General features: G+C 49.6%; 23 protein-coding genes. 19 read left to right on the forward strand and 4 right to left on the reverse strand.

The window, feature by feature from the left end; translation table 11 throughout:
* From ABWO75_RS10365 to ABWO75_RS10380, 4 genes are all read right to left on the reverse strand, one after another.
* The coding region (locus tag ABWO75_RS10365) for an SRPBCC family protein (RefSeq protein WP_353185243.1) at positions 1-440 on the reverse strand (440 nt) is incomplete at its 3' end.
* A 36-nt stretch (positions 441-476) separates the two neighbouring features.
* A complete protein-coding gene (locus tag ABWO75_RS10370; RefSeq protein ID WP_353185245.1) occupies positions 477-848 on the reverse strand; it encodes an iron chaperone in 372 nt (123 codons plus the stop codon).
* Entirely contained in the window at positions 841-1,215 is a 375-nt protein-coding gene (locus ABWO75_RS10375; protein WP_353185247.1) for a DoxX family protein, read from the reverse strand. The genes ABWO75_RS10370 and ABWO75_RS10375 overlap by 8 nt, the downstream gene beginning before the upstream one ends.
* Positions 1,216-1,241: 26 nt before the next feature.
* Entirely contained in the window at positions 1,242-1,661 is a 420-nt protein-coding gene (locus ABWO75_RS10380; protein WP_353185249.1) for an SRPBCC family protein, read from the reverse strand.
* Between the two features lie 139 nt (positions 1,662-1,800).
* Between ABWO75_RS10380 and ABWO75_RS10385 the strand changes: the two genes are divergently transcribed.
* The 19 genes from ABWO75_RS10385 (at position 1,801) to ABWO75_RS10475 (ending at position 17,386) form a co-directional block, all read left to right on the forward strand.
* Positions 1,801-2,778: a GlxA family transcriptional regulator gene (locus ABWO75_RS10385; RefSeq protein WP_353185251.1), complete on the forward strand. Its 978-nt coding sequence runs from the start codon at positions 1,801-1,803 to the stop codon at positions 2,776-2,778.
* Between the two features lie 130 nt (positions 2,779-2,908).
* Positions 2,909-3,247 (forward strand): ArsR/SmtB family transcription factor, encoded by a 339-nt coding sequence (locus ABWO75_RS10390; RefSeq protein WP_353185253.1) that lies wholly within the window; start codon positions 2,909-2,911, stop codon positions 3,245-3,247.
* The gene (locus ABWO75_RS10395; protein ID WP_353185255.1) at positions 3,231-3,716 is read left to right on the forward strand and encodes an SRPBCC family protein; all 486 of its coding nucleotides are present in this window, start codon (positions 3,231-3,233) and stop codon (positions 3,714-3,716) included. Before ABWO75_RS10390 ends, ABWO75_RS10395 begins: the two co-directional genes overlap by 17 nt.
* Entirely contained in the window at positions 3,713-4,156 is a 444-nt protein-coding gene (locus tag ABWO75_RS10400) for a nuclear transport factor 2 family protein (protein ID WP_353185257.1), read from the forward strand. Before ABWO75_RS10395 ends, ABWO75_RS10400 begins: the two co-directional genes overlap by 4 nt.
* 90 nt (positions 4,157-4,246) lie before the next feature.
* Positions 4,247-4,615 (forward strand): helix-turn-helix domain-containing protein, encoded by a 369-nt coding sequence (locus ABWO75_RS10405; RefSeq protein ID WP_353185259.1) that lies wholly within the window; start codon positions 4,247-4,249, stop codon positions 4,613-4,615.
* A gap of 96 nt (positions 4,616-4,711) precedes the next feature.
* Complete coding sequence (locus tag ABWO75_RS10410; protein ID WP_353185261.1) at positions 4,712-5,467, forward strand: SDR family oxidoreductase; 756 nt, start codon at positions 4,712-4,714, stop codon at positions 5,465-5,467.
* 68 nt (positions 5,468-5,535) lie between these two features.
* Positions 5,536-5,886 (forward strand): hypothetical protein, encoded by a 351-nt coding sequence (locus tag ABWO75_RS10415; protein ID WP_257657081.1) that lies wholly within the window; start codon positions 5,536-5,538, stop codon positions 5,884-5,886.
* 101 nt (positions 5,887-5,987) lie between these two features.
* A complete protein-coding gene (locus tag ABWO75_RS10420) occupies positions 5,988-6,314 on the forward strand; it encodes a hypothetical protein (RefSeq protein ID WP_353185263.1) in 327 nt (108 codons plus the stop codon).
* Positions 6,315-6,456: 142 nt separating this feature from the next.
* Complete coding sequence (locus ABWO75_RS10425; protein WP_353185265.1) at positions 6,457-6,690, forward strand: peroxiredoxin family protein; 234 nt, start codon at positions 6,457-6,459, stop codon at positions 6,688-6,690.
* A 74-nt stretch (positions 6,691-6,764) separates the two neighbouring features.
* Complete coding sequence (locus tag ABWO75_RS10430; protein WP_353185267.1) at positions 6,765-7,028, forward strand: DUF2024 family protein; 264 nt, start codon at positions 6,765-6,767, stop codon at positions 7,026-7,028.
* Between the two features lie 3 nt (positions 7,029-7,031).
* Positions 7,032-7,649, forward strand: coding sequence for a MarR family winged helix-turn-helix transcriptional regulator (locus ABWO75_RS10435; protein ID WP_353185269.1), 618 nt, complete (start codon positions 7,032-7,034; stop codon positions 7,647-7,649).
* 160 nt (positions 7,650-7,809) lie between these two features.
* On the forward strand, positions 7,810-8,274 hold the full coding sequence (locus tag ABWO75_RS10440; protein WP_353185271.1) for a thermonuclease family protein: 465 nt from the start codon (positions 7,810-7,812) through the stop codon (positions 8,272-8,274).
* A 352-nt stretch (positions 8,275-8,626) separates the two neighbouring features.
* On the forward strand, positions 8,627-8,833 hold the full coding sequence (locus tag ABWO75_RS10445; protein ID WP_353185273.1) for a (4Fe-4S)-binding protein: 207 nt from the start codon (positions 8,627-8,629) through the stop codon (positions 8,831-8,833).
* Between the two features lie 126 nt (positions 8,834-8,959).
* On the forward strand, positions 8,960-9,307 hold the full coding sequence (locus ABWO75_RS10450) for a cupin domain-containing protein (protein ID WP_353185274.1): 348 nt from the start codon (positions 8,960-8,962) through the stop codon (positions 9,305-9,307).
* Positions 9,304-9,720 (forward strand): OsmC family protein, encoded by a 417-nt coding sequence (locus ABWO75_RS10455; protein WP_353185276.1) that lies wholly within the window; start codon positions 9,304-9,306, stop codon positions 9,718-9,720. Before ABWO75_RS10450 ends, ABWO75_RS10455 begins: the two co-directional genes overlap by 4 nt.
* 468 nt (positions 9,721-10,188) lie before the next feature.
* Positions 10,189-11,133, forward strand: coding sequence for a homoserine O-acetyltransferase MetA (gene metA, locus ABWO75_RS10460; RefSeq protein ID WP_353185278.1), 945 nt, complete (start codon positions 10,189-10,191; stop codon positions 11,131-11,133).
* 75 nt (positions 11,134-11,208) lie between these two features.
* Positions 11,209-11,604: a hypothetical protein gene (locus ABWO75_RS10465; RefSeq protein WP_353185280.1), complete on the forward strand. Its 396-nt coding sequence runs from the start codon at positions 11,209-11,211 to the stop codon at positions 11,602-11,604.
* 138 nt (positions 11,605-11,742) lie between these two features.
* Positions 11,743-16,122, forward strand: a complete 4,380-nt coding sequence (locus ABWO75_RS10470; RefSeq protein WP_353185282.1) for a CusA/CzcA family heavy metal efflux RND transporter — start codon at positions 11,743-11,745, stop codon at positions 16,120-16,122.
* Positions 16,123-16,144: 22 nt separating this feature from the next.
* Entirely contained in the window at positions 16,145-17,386 is a 1,242-nt protein-coding gene (locus ABWO75_RS10475) for an efflux RND transporter periplasmic adaptor subunit (RefSeq protein ID WP_353185284.1), read from the forward strand.
* Positions 17,387-17,420: the final 34 nt, after the last annotated feature.

Raw genomic sequence — 17,420 nt, forward strand, 5'->3', positions numbered from 1 at the left:
GGAATTTCAGGTTCTACAAGCTTCATTAATTTATCCAGCGACTCCTGCCAGCCTAGATAACACATTTCCGTCGGGATTTCCGCCGGGATTCCTTCCTGTACCACCTTGAGTTCGGTACCGCACGACACCGCGGTTAACCATACGGTTGTGGTCATTTCTCCGGGTAAATTGGGATCATCGAACGTATCGCTGTATCGGATAAACTCATTGGGTTTTATTTCAAGATACGTTCCGCTAAAAGAATGCCCGTTTCCCGTGCTGAAATTAATAAACGTCATGTTGTACGTCCCGCCCACCTTAAAATCCATGTGTTGTACGGTGCATACAAAACCATAAGGTGGCAGCCAGGTTGCATGGGCTACCGGGTCGGCAAATGCCCGAAATACCTTCTCCGGGCTAGCCTTGATTACCCGGTGTAATGAAACTGAATTGTTTTTCATGATATTAAAATTTAATGGGTGATTAATTCATTCGTCTTACTTCTTTGCTTTTTCCTCATTCTCCTTTTTCCGGAACCCGATGATTTTTCTGATCAGCGCTTCGGGCAACGGTTTATCGGTAGGGATCTGGATTACCGATTTACTGGTTTTAAACCCTGCCAGATCCGTTTTGAAGTGTTCCCAAAACGCGTCACTATAAGGATGCGATAAGGAAATATGTTTCGGGAATGCACAGTAGTAAATCAAATAACCGTGGTATTTAAAACAAGGGATCTGATAACTGATGCCTTCTTCAGCGTCAGGCACAGTTTCGCGAATGATTTTCCGGATGGTCTGCATCCGCGCCAACGCTTCACCGCTAAATGCGTCGTGATATTCATCGATGGTTTGATAATTTGTCTTAGCCATGTGTATAGATTTTGTTGTGATATACATAAGAAATCGCAAGGATGCCCAGCACAATCAGGGGCAGCAGCATAAACCCGACGTTCTGATCGACAAATGCATGACTGATGAAGGCAAAGATCAAATTAAACGTAAGTCCAGCATACGCCCATTCCCTTAGCCGGCCCGGTGTTTTCGGATAGGCAATGGCTAAAACACCAAGTGCCTTGGCAATAATCAGCGTGTGGGCAAAGTAATCGGGGTAGCCCAACGGTTTGGTACCGGCGTTCGCATACTCCGGCGCAAACAGCAACGTGCTGAGCGGCATAATCCCTTCCCAAAGGATGATGATCGCTGTTGCGATCCAAAAGATGATTTTGTACTTTTTCATTTTACTCATTATTAATGGTCTATCAATCAGTTTGATTCAACAAAATTTACAAAATTGTTCAGGATGGCCTGCCATCCCTGTTTCTGAAATTCAGGGTCATTTTCCGTTTCCGCGTCAAATGTGGTGGCAATACTGGTCTTGCCATCCTGTTCGGTAAACAGGGTAGTCGCTTTTCTTCCATCCGGCATGGTATAGGTAATCTCCCGATGGGGATCAACCTGATCATAGGTGCCTTCAAAGTCAAAACCAAAGCTGCCATCCTTAGCTTCCATCCGATGCTTAAACTTACCGCCTACGCGGAGGTCGTTTTCGCTGCTTGGGCTGTGCCAGCTCGGATCGGCTGTGTTCCATTGCATAATATCGCCCGGTGTATTCCAGGCCTCCCAAACTTTTGCTACGGGCGCATTTGCTGTTGCTTCTACCGTAATTCGTGTTGCTTGTGCCATTGTCTTTTTTTGTTTATTGATTTTTACAATTCAAAATTACAACGGGTCAGGAACTTACGGCGGTTGTGAAAATGACAATCTTAGGGGTAGATTATGACAAAACTATTTTCTACCTTGCAGTGTAATACCACTGATTGCTATGCAGATTTCTGTCTTTGTACCAGAGCACGGGGTAATTGAAGCGGTTACACCGCCATTCAGAACCTTCAATACCGCCAACGAGTTTTTAACCACATTTGGCAAAAAACCCGTTTTCAACGTCGAGTACGTCGGCTTAAAAGAATATGTTCCGGCGAATAACGGCGAATACACCATTAAAACCGACCGGTTGCTCAAAGATGTAACGGAAACCGATTTATTGATTATACCACCGACATTTGGTGACACCGCCAAGGGAATCCAGGCCAATGCCGCAGCAATTCCCTGTTTTAAAAGGCTGCATGCAGGCGGATCGAGTCTTGCCAGTTTGTGTATCGGTGCTTTCCTTTTGGCTGAAACAGGCCTACTTAACGGCAAAAAATGTTCTACACACTGGGCCTATATCAGCGAGTTTAAAGAAAGGTATCCGGATGTGGAAGTGGAAGATGGCGCCATCATCACCGAACACGATAATATTTACAGCAGCGGCGGAGCAAGCAGTTTATGGAACCTGATATTATACCTGGTCGAAAAGTTTTCCGACAGGGAAACCGCCATTATGATTTCAAAATATTTTGCATTGGATATCGGGCGGGATAATCAATCGCAATTTGCGATATTCAAAGGACAACGGAATCACGGCGATGATGATATCCAAAAGGTACAGGATTACATCGAGAAAAACTACAGCAATAAAATAAACATAGAAATGCTGGCTCAGTTAATTAATATGGGCCGCAGAACCTTTGAGCGAAAATTCAAAGAAGCAACCAACAATACGCCCATCGACTATATCCAACGGGTACGGATAGAAGCCGCCAAGAAATTCTTTGAAGCATCAAGACGGAACGTAAGCGAAATCATGTTTGATGTAGGGTACACGGATACCAAAGCATTCCGGGATACCTTTAAAAAGATTACGGGACTTACACCGATTGAGTACCGGAATAAGTTCGCGCGGGTGGCCAATGAGATATAACCTGCTTTAGGCCGGCTGACCTTCGGTAATATCCCCTTTCGATCGGCTCCCCCCTTTTCCTGAAAAAAAAGTTACAAAATTTTGCACAACCAAATGGTTGTATTTATATTTGCAACCAAATGGTTGTATTATGATTGAAAGGCGAGATGTATTTCAAGCGATTGCAGACCCCACCAGAAGAATGATCATCCAGAAGCTGTCACGCGGCCCGTTAAATATCGGCCAGATCGTGGAAGATTCGGGAATTACCAGGCAGGGGATTGCCAAGCACCTCAAAGTGTTAAATGAATGCGGCGTGATTTCGCTTACCCAGAAAGGCCGGGAACAATTTTGCGAAGCCCGCCTGGACCAGTTAGACGAAGTTGTCGACTGGGTAAATGCATCCCGCAGGCTATGGAACCAGCGTTTTGAGAAACTGGACAAATTTTTAGCGGAAACAAAAAATAACAATAATGAAACCTCACGATAAAGAACTGCTGATCTCCCACTTATTCGACGCCCCCATCGGGATCGTCTTTGATGCTTGGACCGATCCGGAAAAGCTAAAGCACTGGTATGCACCGGATGGGTGTACCATAACCTATAAGACAATCGAAGTTAAACCGGGCGGGCGATTTCACTCCTGCATCCATGATCCTGTACATGGCGAATGCTGGATCATTGGCACCTACCTGGAAATATTACCCCCTGAAAAGCTGGTTTTCACCATGCAGCTTTCCGATGAAAATGGGCGCCATACCAATGCACAGGAGGCTGGAAAGTCGGCTGACTGGCCGGCCGAAATACGGACTACCGTCACTTTCAAATCCGTCGGCAACCAAACGACAGCAACAATCCATCAGACGGTTTCGGAAGCGGAAGCTAAAAAAACCGGTGCCTACCAAAGCTGGATCAAGATGTTCAACAGACTCAACCGTCAATTAATCGCTGAAATATGAAAAAAGTAATCAAGTACAACGCCGTGCTGGCAGCAACGGTGCTGGCAACCGTGCTCGTAACCGCTTCCAAGGAAAAAAGTCGCGGCATCAGCCGGAATAAGCAGGTAGTGATGGATTATATGGATGGGTTTAATGCGGGCGACCATCAGCGGATATTGGCGTGCCTGACGGATGATGTCATATGGGAAATGCCGGGAGTCTATCTCCATTCCGGCAAAGCGGCATTTGATAAGGAAATTGAAAACGACGCGTTTGAAGGCCGGCCAACAATTCAGGTGACCCGCTTGGTTGAAGAATCGGATGTTGTCGTCGCCGAGGGCACGGTGCAGGGAAAACGGAAAGGCGGTGATTCATTCAATGCCGTTTTCTGCGATGTATTTCACATGCATGACGGCAAGATCAAAAGGCTGACCAGCTACCTCATGTTTGCCGGCCAATAACGGGCCGGTTAGCAGGGCAGCCCAGTCCGGCTTTAAATCCGAAAAGTTCACCATGCGCATTTTCTTAAAAATGCCATCTTTGTCAGGACGATGAAACGGGATACCTCAAAGCGAAGCAAAGAAATTACGGAAAGCTATTTTCGGTTTTTAGACGAACACGTTGCGGACGTCATTTCGGGAAAAACAGCCGACTTTATGGAGATCGGCCAGATAGCAAGTGCGCTGTTCGTATCCCACAAACACCTGACCGATACCGTACAAAAGGAAACCGGGGATCACCCCTGCCACTTTTATGACCTCAAAATTATTAGCGAGGCGAAACACATGCTTTCGGAAACCGACAAATCGGTCGCCGAAATTGCCAGGATACTGACGTACGACCCTGCCAATTTCTCTAAATTCTTTAAGAAGTTTGTCGGAAAAACACCCGGTAAATTCCGGAAAGAAAGTCTCGACTAACCCTTTTGTAAAATTCCAGAAAAGTTCACCATGATTTAGCCATTCAACCTTGCCATTTTTGCAACACCCATTGCAAAAACTAAAAAATCAAATAAAATGGCAAGAAACGATTTAAACGGAAAAGTCGCGTTAATTGCTGGCGGCGCAAAAAACCTCGGCGGCCTGTTGAGCCGTAACTTTGCAGCCAGGGGCGCAAAAGTAGTTATCCATTACAACAGCGACAGCACAAAAGCAGCGGCTGAAGAAACACGGGCAGCTATTACGGCTGCAGGCGGTGAAGCATTGCTGCTTCAGGCAGATTTGACAAAAGTGGACAACATCAAAACCCTTTTTGACGAAGCAAAGTCCACCTTCGGAGGAATCGACATTGCGGTCAATACCGTCGGGATGGTTCTGAAGAAACCTTTTCTTGACACCACCGAAGCGGAATACGACACCATGTTCGACATCAACTCAAAAGTAGCCTATTTCTTCATTCAGCAGGCAGGAAAAACGTTGAACGACAACGGGAAAATCTGCACGATCGTCACCTCACTTCTGGCCGCTTACACCGGTTTATATTCGACTTATGCAGGAGCAAAAGCGCCCGTTGAACATTTTACAAGAATGGCCTCCAAGGAATTTGGAGCCCGGGGGATCTCGGTTACCAGTGTGGCTCCCGGACCAATGGATACACCGTTCTTCTACGGGCAGGAAAGCGACGAGGCCGTTGCGTACCACAAATCGGCGTCGGCCCTCGGCGGCTTAACCGACATTAAAGACATCGCTCCGCTCGTTGAATTCCTGGTAACCGACGGCTGGTGGATTACCGGGCAAACCATTTTTGCCAACGGAGGTTATACAACAAGATAAAATCGATCACATATAAAAGGCAGGCAACTGATTTCATTGTTTGCCTTTTATATATAAACACCAAGCCGATGATACTGAAAATACTGAACACTGCGCTCATCCTGTTTGCCGTATTTATGGGCCTGAAACACGGCTGGAGCATGCTTACCGCCAAACCCGAAATGCTGACGATGTTTGGCAAGTGGAATTTCAGCAAAAATGCAGTGATCCTAAACGGCGCAGTGACGCTGCTTGCATCCGTTTTGATCCTCTTTCCCAAAACGTTTGTCTGGGGAAATTTTCTGATGGCGGCCGGAATCCTCCTGATTACCTGCCTGCAATTACTGCACAGGGACCTGAAGGGGGCGGCCATCGAAATTCCATTTCTACTGCTCAACCTCGTCATTATCTATTTGCAGCATCCCCTTAAGAACCAATGAGCGCACATCTGACCTTTCCCGGTCGCCCCATTTGCGCGTTCACGGATTAACCAAAAACAAGACAACCTCTTTTCGCACGACAACGGAACAACAACAATGAAATGGATTTAACAACAATCACCAACGAAAACGTCAGAAAAGCAATCGAAGCCCTACAGGCGAACGATAAAAAAACCTGGTACACCTATTTTGCAAAAGAAGTGAGCTTTACCGATGACGGTCGACCGCTGGATTTTAAGACATTCTTTGACAATGCCTTCAATAAAAAGGAAAAGTTCCTCGCCATCGAAAAGGTAGAAGACGGCGGGAAAAGTATCTATGGAAATTTCGATGCCGGACAATGGGGAACATTCCGCGTTTACTTTAAATTTCACCAAAACACAGCCGGGGAATTCGACCGCCTGGCCATTGGTCAAGCACCATTATAAAACGGGGTATCCGTTGGCGAAGCCGGCACTTTGAGCCTGAAACCAGGGGAAACAGAAAAAAGCAGCTTTTATTTTTTTAGTTAGGATAACTAACTATATTTACAGCGGCAATATTGCCGCAGAACACTAAATGCTTAGTATCATGGCAAAATCAGTTTTTTATCATGCCGGCTGTCCCGTTTGCATAAGCGCGGAACACGACATTATTAACCTTATCGGTGCCGAAAATGTAGAAGTAGTACATATTGGTGAAGTACGGAACAGAATTGACGAAGCGGAAAAAGCGGGTGTAAAATCGGTACCTGCACTGGTAACACCAAACGGCAATGTGCTGCACATTAACTACGGCGCTTCGATAGCCGACGTAAAAGGTTAAAAATTTTTGCCCTACCTTGTTAGGATAACTAACTTTGTAGGGCATTTTAATGTAAATAAACAAAAGCAACAGACATGCAAGTAGCCGTTTGGGACACTTACGTAACAAAAGATGATGGAAGTGTTATGCACTTTGACATCATTACTCCCCATGAGGTAAAAGATACTGCCGTAATTTACGGCTACGGCCGGGAATACCTGGAAACCAAGGGCCAGGAAAGCCATGCGCTAACGGCAGCGGAATGCCGCTTTTGTCATATAGAAGCTGTAAAACCGCATTGGGAAAATGAAATCAGAAAAAAAGGTTATTATATTTATGAAATGGAAAATTGCAGTTGATAAATGATGAATAAATCTGATTTCGACATAACGCACCAGAACCGGCACACCGCGAGTAAAATCGTGGTTTCACTGGAACGGATTGCCCAGGCCTTCCGTGTGCTGCTATGGCAGGAGAGTAAAACACATGCGTTAAGTCCCATCCAGGTGCAGGTATTGCTCTTTTTGCATTATCACAGTGATGAAAAAAGAAAAGTAAGTTACCTCGCAGGCGAGTTCAATATGACCAAAGCCACGATTAGCGACACGGTTAAAACGCTGGAACAAAAGCACCTGATTACCAAAGCTTATGAACCGGATGATACGCGGAGCTATATGATCAACCTGACACAGAAAGGCCGGGACATAGCAGACCAGACTTCACTTTTCACCAAAGAGATCCGTACACCCATCGATAAGCTGCACCCCGACGATCGGGAAAACCTGTTACTGAGCCTGCTCCAGGTCATCCGGCACCTAAACAAAGCAGGGGTAATTACCATCCAGCGCATGTGTACGACCTGTTCCCATTATCTGCCATCCGCCGATGGGAAAACGCATTTCTGCAAGCTGCTTAACCAGCATTTACATGTTACGGAGCTGCGGGTCGATTGTCCCGAGCACCAATTTGAATTGACTTAATCTGCCTGTTGTAATAATGAAATACAGCAGGCAACTGCGTTCCGGCCCCACAGCTATAGCGAAATCGTTCCCAACGTTCACCAACACGCCGGCGAAATCTGTATCGTTATCCGGTGAAAAATAAATTCCAACAAATCCATCCGCTGCCTATCTTCGCGCCATGAAATTTTCGCTGGTAATGATGGCCCTGCTGCTGGTATTCAGCTGTAAGCTAAAAACCCTGACCGGGACGGTTGTACGCGTAGCGGATGGCGATACATTTACCTTGCTGGTAGATGGCAACAGGCAGGTACGGGTACGGCTGCATGGCATCGATTGCCCGGAGCGCGGGCAGCCCTACAGCCGTGTAGCCACCGGTCACCTGAGGACATTACTGGCAAAAGGGAACATCCGGGTAACGGAAATGGACACCGACCGCTATGGCCGCACCATCGGCATAGTATATGCAAGTGGTGTAAATGTAAATGAAAGCTTACTTGCCAATGGCCTGGCCTGGCATTCCAGCGCCTTCGACCGGAATCCGGTCTGGGTGGAATTGGAAGCCTTGGCCCGCGAGCAGCGGCTGGGGTTGTGGGCGGAGCGTAATCCGGTGGCCCCATGGGATTGGCGAAAGACCAGGCGATAGCCTTTTCACGCACCGGCTGTTTACCATGCACGGGCGGTGCGCCCGGTCACCGGCTGCGGGCGGGCGGGTAAAAATAGCGCAGTCCTTTTACGAAGCTCAGTTGGCCCGTGTCCATATGGTCCAGGAAATTGTAAATAAAGGCATTCAGGTACAGGATCCGGATTTGGTGTCTATGCGTATTGCAAAATGTATACCGCAATTCGCTGGCATCTATTGGAGCTACAACCGGCAATCGTACCGGGAATTAAATGCCTCGCACAAAATTTCCTCCCCGACGAAATAACCCACTTTATTAAACTGGTTCAATGGATCTCACTGATATCTCCCGTAACTTAGCATAAAACAAAACAACATGAAAACATACGAATACACCAACGGAGAGGTCACGATCCTTTGGAAACCTGAAAAATGCATCCATTCGGGTGTTTGTGTCCGCGCCTTACCCCAGGTATATAACCCGAAAGAACGCCCCTGGATTAAACCGGAGAACGCAACAAGTAAACAGCTGATGGACCAGGTGGCCCAATGTCCGTCCGGTGCCTTAAGCTTAAAGAAATAGGGTTTCACCAATCCGTTTACGATAGCAGGCAATAGCTGCGAATGCAGTCGGAATGCAGTCGCCGGGTAACGAACACCCCCGCCTGTGGGAACATTGGATCAGATCAACAAATTTTTACCGTAAAACATGAAAATAACAAAGATTTTTACCGGTGATCTTGGGGATTCCTTTTTCCAGGACATCGAAATTCCGTTGGTTGAACAGGGAGCCATCGGCTTTCTTTCGGAAAATATAGCGGTTACGAAGCTACAGATCAGAAAGGTCCGTGCGGATTATGACTATGACTTCCACTGTGCTCCCCAACGGCAGTACATTGTATTATTGGATGGAGGCGTGGAGATTGAAACGTCACGTGGCGAACGGCGAAAATTTCAAGCCGGTGAAATCCTATTGGTTGAAGACACGTTTGGAAAAGGCCATCGGACTAAAAACCTGCAAAAGCGGGAACGGACCTCATTATTTATACATATATGAAATACATTTTGGAATCCCCCATCGTGGGAAAGATAGGACAGCAGAAATTTAAAACAGCTATCGTTTGGCGAAATGGCGCGTTTATAACGGACGAGCCGGAGAAGATCGGCGGACAGGACCTGGGACCGGATCCGTATTCGCTGTTACTGTCTTCGCTTGTCGCATGCACGCTGGCGACACTGCGCCTATACATTGATCATAAAGCCCTCGAAATAAAGGACATCACAGTGGAGGCCAACATGTATCAAAAAATAGTTAAGGAGCAAATCGTGACCTATATAGACCGGTCGATCACGTTCGATGAAGCGGTGGCACCGGAAATTAAACAACGGTTACTGAAAATTGCAGAAAGCTGTCCCGTATCAAAAATATTGAAGGGAAACGTGGAGATCGCGACTCAGCTGCCTTCGTGAAAACACACCCGGAAGTAAGAAACCAGTTAGATAAAGCATACCACGCCGGATAAAATGCACAATTTCAGTCCTGCCTCCGATCGGCCGACAGCATGTTCCCGCTCATTCGTCGACTGTCCTTCGGGTGCGCTTCGAAGGTTGTTCGAGTGCGCTTCGACTCCGCTTCGGGACTTGTTCGACACTTGTTCGGGGCGGCTTCGACCCGGCTTCGACCGCGCTTCGGGGCTGGTCGCTATGCAATGGTTTGCGTTCCGAAGGGCTTCGAAGCCGGGTCGAACCAAAACCGAAGCAATCCCGAACGATGGTCGAAGCAATCTGCAATAACACCCGAAGCCAGTGCAATGAAAACCGGGCCGTAATGTTAAAACGTAAGGCAGTCATTGCTACGGCAACGAAAAGTACTTCCATGAAAGCGTAAAAACTAAAATTCTCCTTATTTTTGTATGCAAAGGAGCGAGAAGAAGTAGTATGCCAGTAAAGATACCAGATAATCTGCCAGCGATAGCACAACTCAAAAAGGAGAACATATTTGTTATGAATGATCTCCGGGCGAATACGCAGGACATCCGTCCGATGCGTGTTATTATCCTGAACCTGATGCCGTTGAAGATTTCCACGGAAACAGATTTCATCCGGTTGTTGTCCAATAACCCGCTACAGGTGGAGATTGAGTTTTTGCGTCTGGATACCCATACCCCAAAAAACACACCCATGGAACATCTTGAAATGTTCTATAAAGGTTTTAGCGAGGTGGCGGAAAACTATTACGATGGCATGATCATTACCGGTGCGCCGGTGGAGAAGCTGGAATTTGAGGAGGTTTCGTACTGGGATGAAATGAAAATGATTTTCGACTGGGCAAGAACCCACGTTACCTCCACCCTGTATATCTGCTGGGCCTCCCAGGCAGCGCTGCATCATTTTTACGGCGTCCGGAAAATACCCCTGGATAAAAAATTGTTCGGGGTGTTCAAACATACTGCACCCGATAAAAAGCATCCGCTGTTCCGCGGGTTCGACGATGAGTTTTATATTCCGCATAGCCGGCATACTACCATCCTGGATTCGGATTTAACGGGCTTAGCCGAAGTTGACATCCTGTCGCAGTCAGCCGAAGCGGGTACCGCTATCGTTGCATCCCGGGGGGGACGTGAATTTTACCTGACCGGGCACTCGGAATATGCACCATGGACTCTCCATGAAGAATATACCCGGGACCTGCAACAGGGGGCATCAATTGACATGCCCCGGCACTATTACCCCGGAGACGATCCGGAGCAGCCGCCCGTTGTGCGCTGGACCGGCCATGCCAACCTACTGTTCAACAATTGGCTGAATTACTTCGTTTACCAGGAAACTCCTTTTGATCTAAAGGAGGTAGCACAGCTGAAGGAAATTAAACCACACGGCTAATCCTGAGGGTTTTGTAAGGCACCTTATTTTTGCAATACCCTTGCATCACTATTATCCCTACCTTTGTGGGTAGTAATGAAACCCATATTATCCATAGCGTTCAGTTTACTGTTTTTCGTGCAGGCGATACAGCCCAGCATGAATTTTTTCTGTGAATTGCAAAAGCTTCCTGCACTTTTTGAACACTATCAGGAGCTGCGGGAATCGGAAGGGGTTTCTTTTCTACCGTTCCTCAGCCAGCATTATGCGGGTCGGGACGGGGCCACCGATGATCACCGGGATGAGCATGACAGCCAACTCCCCTTTCATGGTGCACATCAATGCGGCCACGTGTATGTATTCGTTCCGTCTGGCGCCGCGAATCTACGCATGGACGTACCGGAACTTCTCCTGAAAACCGACGCAAACATCACCATTGCCGCCATTCGGTCGGCCGATATTGACACGCCTTTCCAGCCACCAAAATCCTGATCTACAGACATGACCTGGCAAAATCCATTTGATGGCACACCCATCATTACGGATGTGCTATGTCTGGATGGTTTTTAACCATGGGTAACAACATTGTCAAATCGTTGCTAACAAGACAGGAATTCAACTGCAATTGCCATGCTGGATCGCATTATTCAATTTTCCATCAGGAACAAACTGATCATTGGCCTTTTTACGCTTGGCCTGATCATCTGGGGGAGCATTTCCCTTACCCGCCTTCCCATAGATGCTGTACCGGATATTACCAATAACCAGGTGCAGATCATTACCTCATCGCCTTCCCTCGCCGCACAGGAGGTGGAACGGCTCATTACTTTTCCCATTGAAACCAATATGGCCACCATTCCCGATATCGAGGAGATCCGCTCGTTCTCCCGGTTCGGGCTTTCGGTGGTGACCATCGTATTTAAAGAACAAACGGATATCTATTGGGCCAGGCAGCAGATTGCCGAGCGCCTATCCCAGGCGGCAAAGGAAATCCCGCCCGGTTCGGGTGATCCTTATCTTGCCCCCATCAGTACCGGGCTTGGCGAAATTTATCAATATACACTTCAGGCAGATCCCGGCTATGAAGACCGCTTTTCACTCATGGAGCTCCGCACCATACAGGACTGGATCGTACGCCGGCGATTGCTCGGAACCCCGGGTGTTGCCGATGTCAGCAGTTTCGGCGGTTACCTTAAACAATATGAAGTGGCCATTGATCCCGACCGGCTCCGGGCAATGAACGTCACGCTTTCGGAGCTTTTCGGGGCGCTGGAAAAAAACAACCAGAATACCGGGGGTGCGTACATCGAAAAGCAGCCCAACGCGTACTTTATCCGTTCATCAGGACTGATCAACGACCTAAAGGATATCGAAAAAATTGTCGTGCGTGTGAATCCAAACGGCATGCCGGTGCTCGTACAGGATGTAGCCACGGTACAGCTTGGTCACGCGACCCGGTACGGGGCAATCACCCGAAATGGAGCGGGTGAAGCGGTAGGTGCGGTGGTGATGATGCTGAAAGACGAGAACGGCGCCCAAGTGATTAAACGGGTAAAAGCACGCATCGCCCAAATTGAGGAAGCACTGCCGGAAGGGGTTTCGATCAAACCGTTCATTGACCGCACAACGCTGGTCGATAAAGCCATTGGTACCGTTTCCAAAAACTTGATTGAGGGTGCACTGATCGTCATTTTCATTCTCGTACTCTTTCTGGGGAACGTACGCGCGGGACTGGTAGTGGCCTCCGTCATTCCGCTGGCCATGCTCTTTGCCATCTCGATGATGAATATTTTCGGTGTTTCCGGAAACCTGATGAGTCTCGGTGCCATTGATTTCGGGCTGATCGTGGATGGTGCGGTTATCATTGTGGAAAGTGTGGTGCATCGCATCGCCGGAAGCAAGCTGCGGTATGCCGGTGTTGCCCGGCTTAACCAGCAGCAAATGGACGAGGAGGTATACAATGCATCAAGTAAAATCCGCACGTCAGCCGCCTTCGGCGAAATTATTATTCTCATTGTATACCTGCCCCTGCTGACGCTGGTGGGTGTTGAAGGAAAGATGTTCCGTCCGATGGCGATGACAGTGAGCTTTGCCATCCTCGGGGCTTTTATCCTTTCCCTTACTTATGTGCCCATGATGTCGGCGCTGTTTCTGGACAAACGCACGGAACACCGGCACAATTTTTCGGATCGGATGATGGAATTTTTTCAACGGCATTACCAGCCGGTCATTGCCTGGGCACTGAAAAGCCGGAAATCGGTGTTGCTTGTCGCCGTTACGCTGTTTGCCTTTAGCCTATTCGTTTTTTCGCGTATGGGCGCGGAGTTCATTCCCACGCTGGACGAGGGGGATTTCGCCATCGGCACTATGGTAATGACGGGCAGTTCACTTACAGAAAGTGTGGAAACATCCAATAAGGCAGCCAAAATACTGATGGATGAATTTCCCGAAGTGGTTGAAGTGGTAGGCAAAACCGGCTCCGGGGAAATCCCCACCGACCCGATGCCGATCGAGGCTACAGATATGATCGTGGTGCTGAAAGACCGTAAAGAATGGACCAGCGCCCGGACCCGGGAAGAACTGGCAGCCAAAATGAATGATGCGCTGTCCGTGCTGCCCGGAGCACGTTTTAGTTTCCAGCAACCCATTCAGATGCGTTTTAATGAGTTGATGACGGGGTCCAAGCAGGACGTCGTGCTCAAGATCTACGGCGACGACCTGGACGAACTCAGCCGGCAGGCAGACCGGGTGGGCGCCCTGGTGAATACCGTAGCCGGTGCTGCGGATTTATATGTCGAAAAAGTAACCGGCCTGCCGCAGATTGTGGTGGAGCTGGACCGGGATGCCATCGCCCGCTACGGGCTCGACGTGGAGACGATCAACAACGTCATTAATACCGCCTTTGCCGGGCAGCCGGCCGGACTGGTGTATGAGGGGGAACGGCGTTTCGACCTGGTGGTGCGATTGGCATCGGACTACCGGAAGGACATCACGGACGTAAAAAGCCTGTACATCAGCACGCCAACCGGCCAGCAGGTACCCATCACGCAGGTGGCCGACATCCGGCTTGTACCCGGCCCGGTTCAGATTCAACGTGACGACACAAAACGCCGGATCACCATCGCATTCAACGTGCGGGGGCGTGATGTGGAAAGCATCGTCGACGAGATCAGGGAAAAGGTTGCCCAGTCCATCAGCCTGCCCTCGGGCTATTATATGACATACGGTGGCCAGTTTGAAAACCTGATTGAAGCCCGCCAACGATTGGCGGTGGCCGTGCCGCTGGCACTTGGGTTAATCTTTGCATTGCTTTACTTTACGTTCCATTCGGTAAAACAGAGTGCCCTGATTTTCATGGCAATCCCGATGTCGGCTATCGGCGGCGTGTTCGCACTCTACCTGCGTGACATGCCGTTCAGTATCTCCGCGGGTGTCGGCTTTATCGCGTTATTCGGTGTAGCTGTATTGAACGGTATCGTGCTTCTCGCCGAATTCAATCGCCTCAAGGCTTCGGGAGTGGCCGACCTGGATGAACGGGTGCACCGCGGCACACAGACCCGGTTACGACCGGTGCTGATGACCGCACTGGTGGCCTCCCTGGGATTTCTGCCCATGGCGCTTTCCACCTCGGCCGGTGCGGAAGTGCAGCGCCCCTTGGCTACCGTGGTCATCGGCGGGCTCTTTACGGCTACCCTGCTCACCCTGATCGTGCTGCCCGTACTCTACACATACTTCGAAAACGGGTTTAAGAAACGTAATGGTGCAGCGGGCGCTGTTATCCTGTTTTTGGGTATGTTGATGCTACCGGCGGCAAACGGCGCCCGGGCACAGGAGGTCCCGCAACAATATACCCTGGAGCGCGCCATTGAGGAAACCCTGCAAAACCATCCGGCACTACGGGCAGACACCTACCGGATTGCCAGCGGCCGCGCACTGAAACGGACGGCTTTCGATCCGGACAAGATGGATGTGGAGATGCAGTATGGAAAATACAATAGTTTCGAAAACGACCTTTCGTTCACACTTTCCCAGCGCTTTTCGTTTCCCACGGTATATACTGCCCAGGCAAAGCTGCTGGCCGAGCAGCTTACGGGTCTTGAATTGGAGCGAGCCGTTACCGCCAATGAATTAACGGCCAATGTCAAAGCGGTATGGTATCAGCTGGCCTATCTTGATGAAGTCAGGCGCCTGCTGCTCCGGCAGGATACGATATACAGCGCATTTGCCCGGGCGGCCGATATCCGCTTCCGCACCGGCGAAACGAACCGGCTCGAACAGGTGACCGCCGAAACTCAATTGATGGAAGTACGCAACCTGCTGATGCAAAACCGGGCAGACTACCGGAACTGGTACCGGCAGCTTCAGGTATTGGTGAATACATCCGATACGCTGGTGCTTAATATCGGCAGGCTCGAAGCCCGTCCGCTCACCCTGCAGCTCGATACTGCCGCCTTATCCCGTAACCCCGGACTGGCCCAAAGCCGGCAGCAGATTGCCGTGGCCGGACAACGCCAGCGGGTGGAAAAAAGCCTGTTGCTGCCCGACCTGATGGTCGGTTACCTGAACCAGTCGCTGATCGGCAGCCCGCTGGTAAACGGTAGTACAGCGGCCATGGGTAACCGGTTCTCAGCTGTTCAGGCCGGCATTAGTATTCCGCTGTTCTTTGGCGCACAAACAGCACGCACCCGCGCCGCCGCTGAAGTCCGGCTGGCCGCTGAGGCCGATTATGCCGCGGCCGAAAATGCACTCCAGGCCACATATTCCCGGCAGCTGCAGGAGTACCGCAAGTTAACGGATACGCGCGCCTATTACGAACGTCGCGCGTTGCCCCAGGCAGAGGCCATACTGGAAAACGCCGATAAAGGATTTCGCGAAGGAGCAATTGGCTACGTCGAGTATGTGCAGGGGGTACAGCGCGCCATCGATATCAAGTCGGGTTACCTCGACGCACTTAATCAGTACAACCAGGCTGTGATTAACCTGGAATTTATTTTCGGTCAATCCCAGTAATTATCATCAATCCATGAATACCATGAACACTTCCATAATATCCGCCGGACAATCCTTAACGGCCAACCGGTTCCGCTTAATTTATTTACTCTGCACACTGCTTGTATTGGGCGCATGTTCAGCTGAAACTGCCACAGAAACGGATGCCGATGAACCGGCCGCCGCTGAACAGGATAACGGACACGCCGATGAAAACCTTACCACACTGACAACTGCCCAGTTTAAGGCGGCCGGCATTACAGTAGGCGGCATTACCGTACGGAACCTGAGCAATACGCTCCGCGTAAACGGCTCGGTGGACGTTCCGCCGCAAAACCTGATTAACATCAGCGCACCGATGGGCGGATTTATCCGGAAGACCGAGTTACTGCCTGGTATGGCCATCAAAAAAGGGCAGTTGCTGGCCGTGCTCGAACATCCGGATTACGTGACACTCCAGCAGGAATACGTCGAAAGCAGCAATGAATTGGCGTACATGGAACAGGAGTACCGGCGGCAACAGACGCTGAGCTCGGAAAACGTCAGCGCGCTGAAGACATTCCAGCAAACGGAGGCCGCTTATAAAAACTTACAGGCCCGTGTGAAGGCGCTGGAAGAGAAACTGGCCATCATCGGCGTGAAGGCGACAGGACTTACTGCAGCGAATATCTCGCGCTATGTCAATCTATATGCACCTGTTTCGGGCTACGTATCCGCTGTGGATGTTAACCTCGGCAAATATGTGACCCCTACCGATGTGCTGTTCCGGCTGATCGATGCCGAACACCTGCACGCAGACCTTACCGTGTATGAAAAGGACCTCGGCAAAATACGCGCCGGGCAGCGGGTTTGGTTTACGGCACCTAATGCCCCGTCCAAAACGCATCAGGCTGAAGTGTACCTGATCGGCAAGCAGATTGAGGACGACCGGAGTATCCGCGTCCATGCTCATCTTGAAGAAGAGGGAGACGACCTGGTACCCGGCATGTATGTCCAGGCGGTCATCGAAACCGGTGCTAACCCGGTACCCGCAGTCCCGGACGAGGCGTTGGTACAATTTGAAGGGAATCATTATGTTTACATAGTCCGCGGAACACCAGCAGGCGATGCGGCAGATTATACCTTCGAAATGACGGAGGTGCAGACAGGCGTTTCGGAAAATGGCTTTACGGAAGTGGTACTTCCCGACAGCATCAATGCTGCAACAGCGACAGTGGTAACAAAAGGCGCGTTCACCCTGTTAGGAAAAATGAAAAACAGTGAAGAAGCCGGTCATGCACACTAACACAATTACACTCATTCAACTGATCTGAACATGA

The organism is Parapedobacter lycopersici (assembly GCF_040395035.1).
GTDB classification, from domain to species: domain Bacteria; phylum Bacteroidota; class Bacteroidia; order Sphingobacteriales; family Sphingobacteriaceae; genus Parapedobacter; species Parapedobacter lycopersici_A.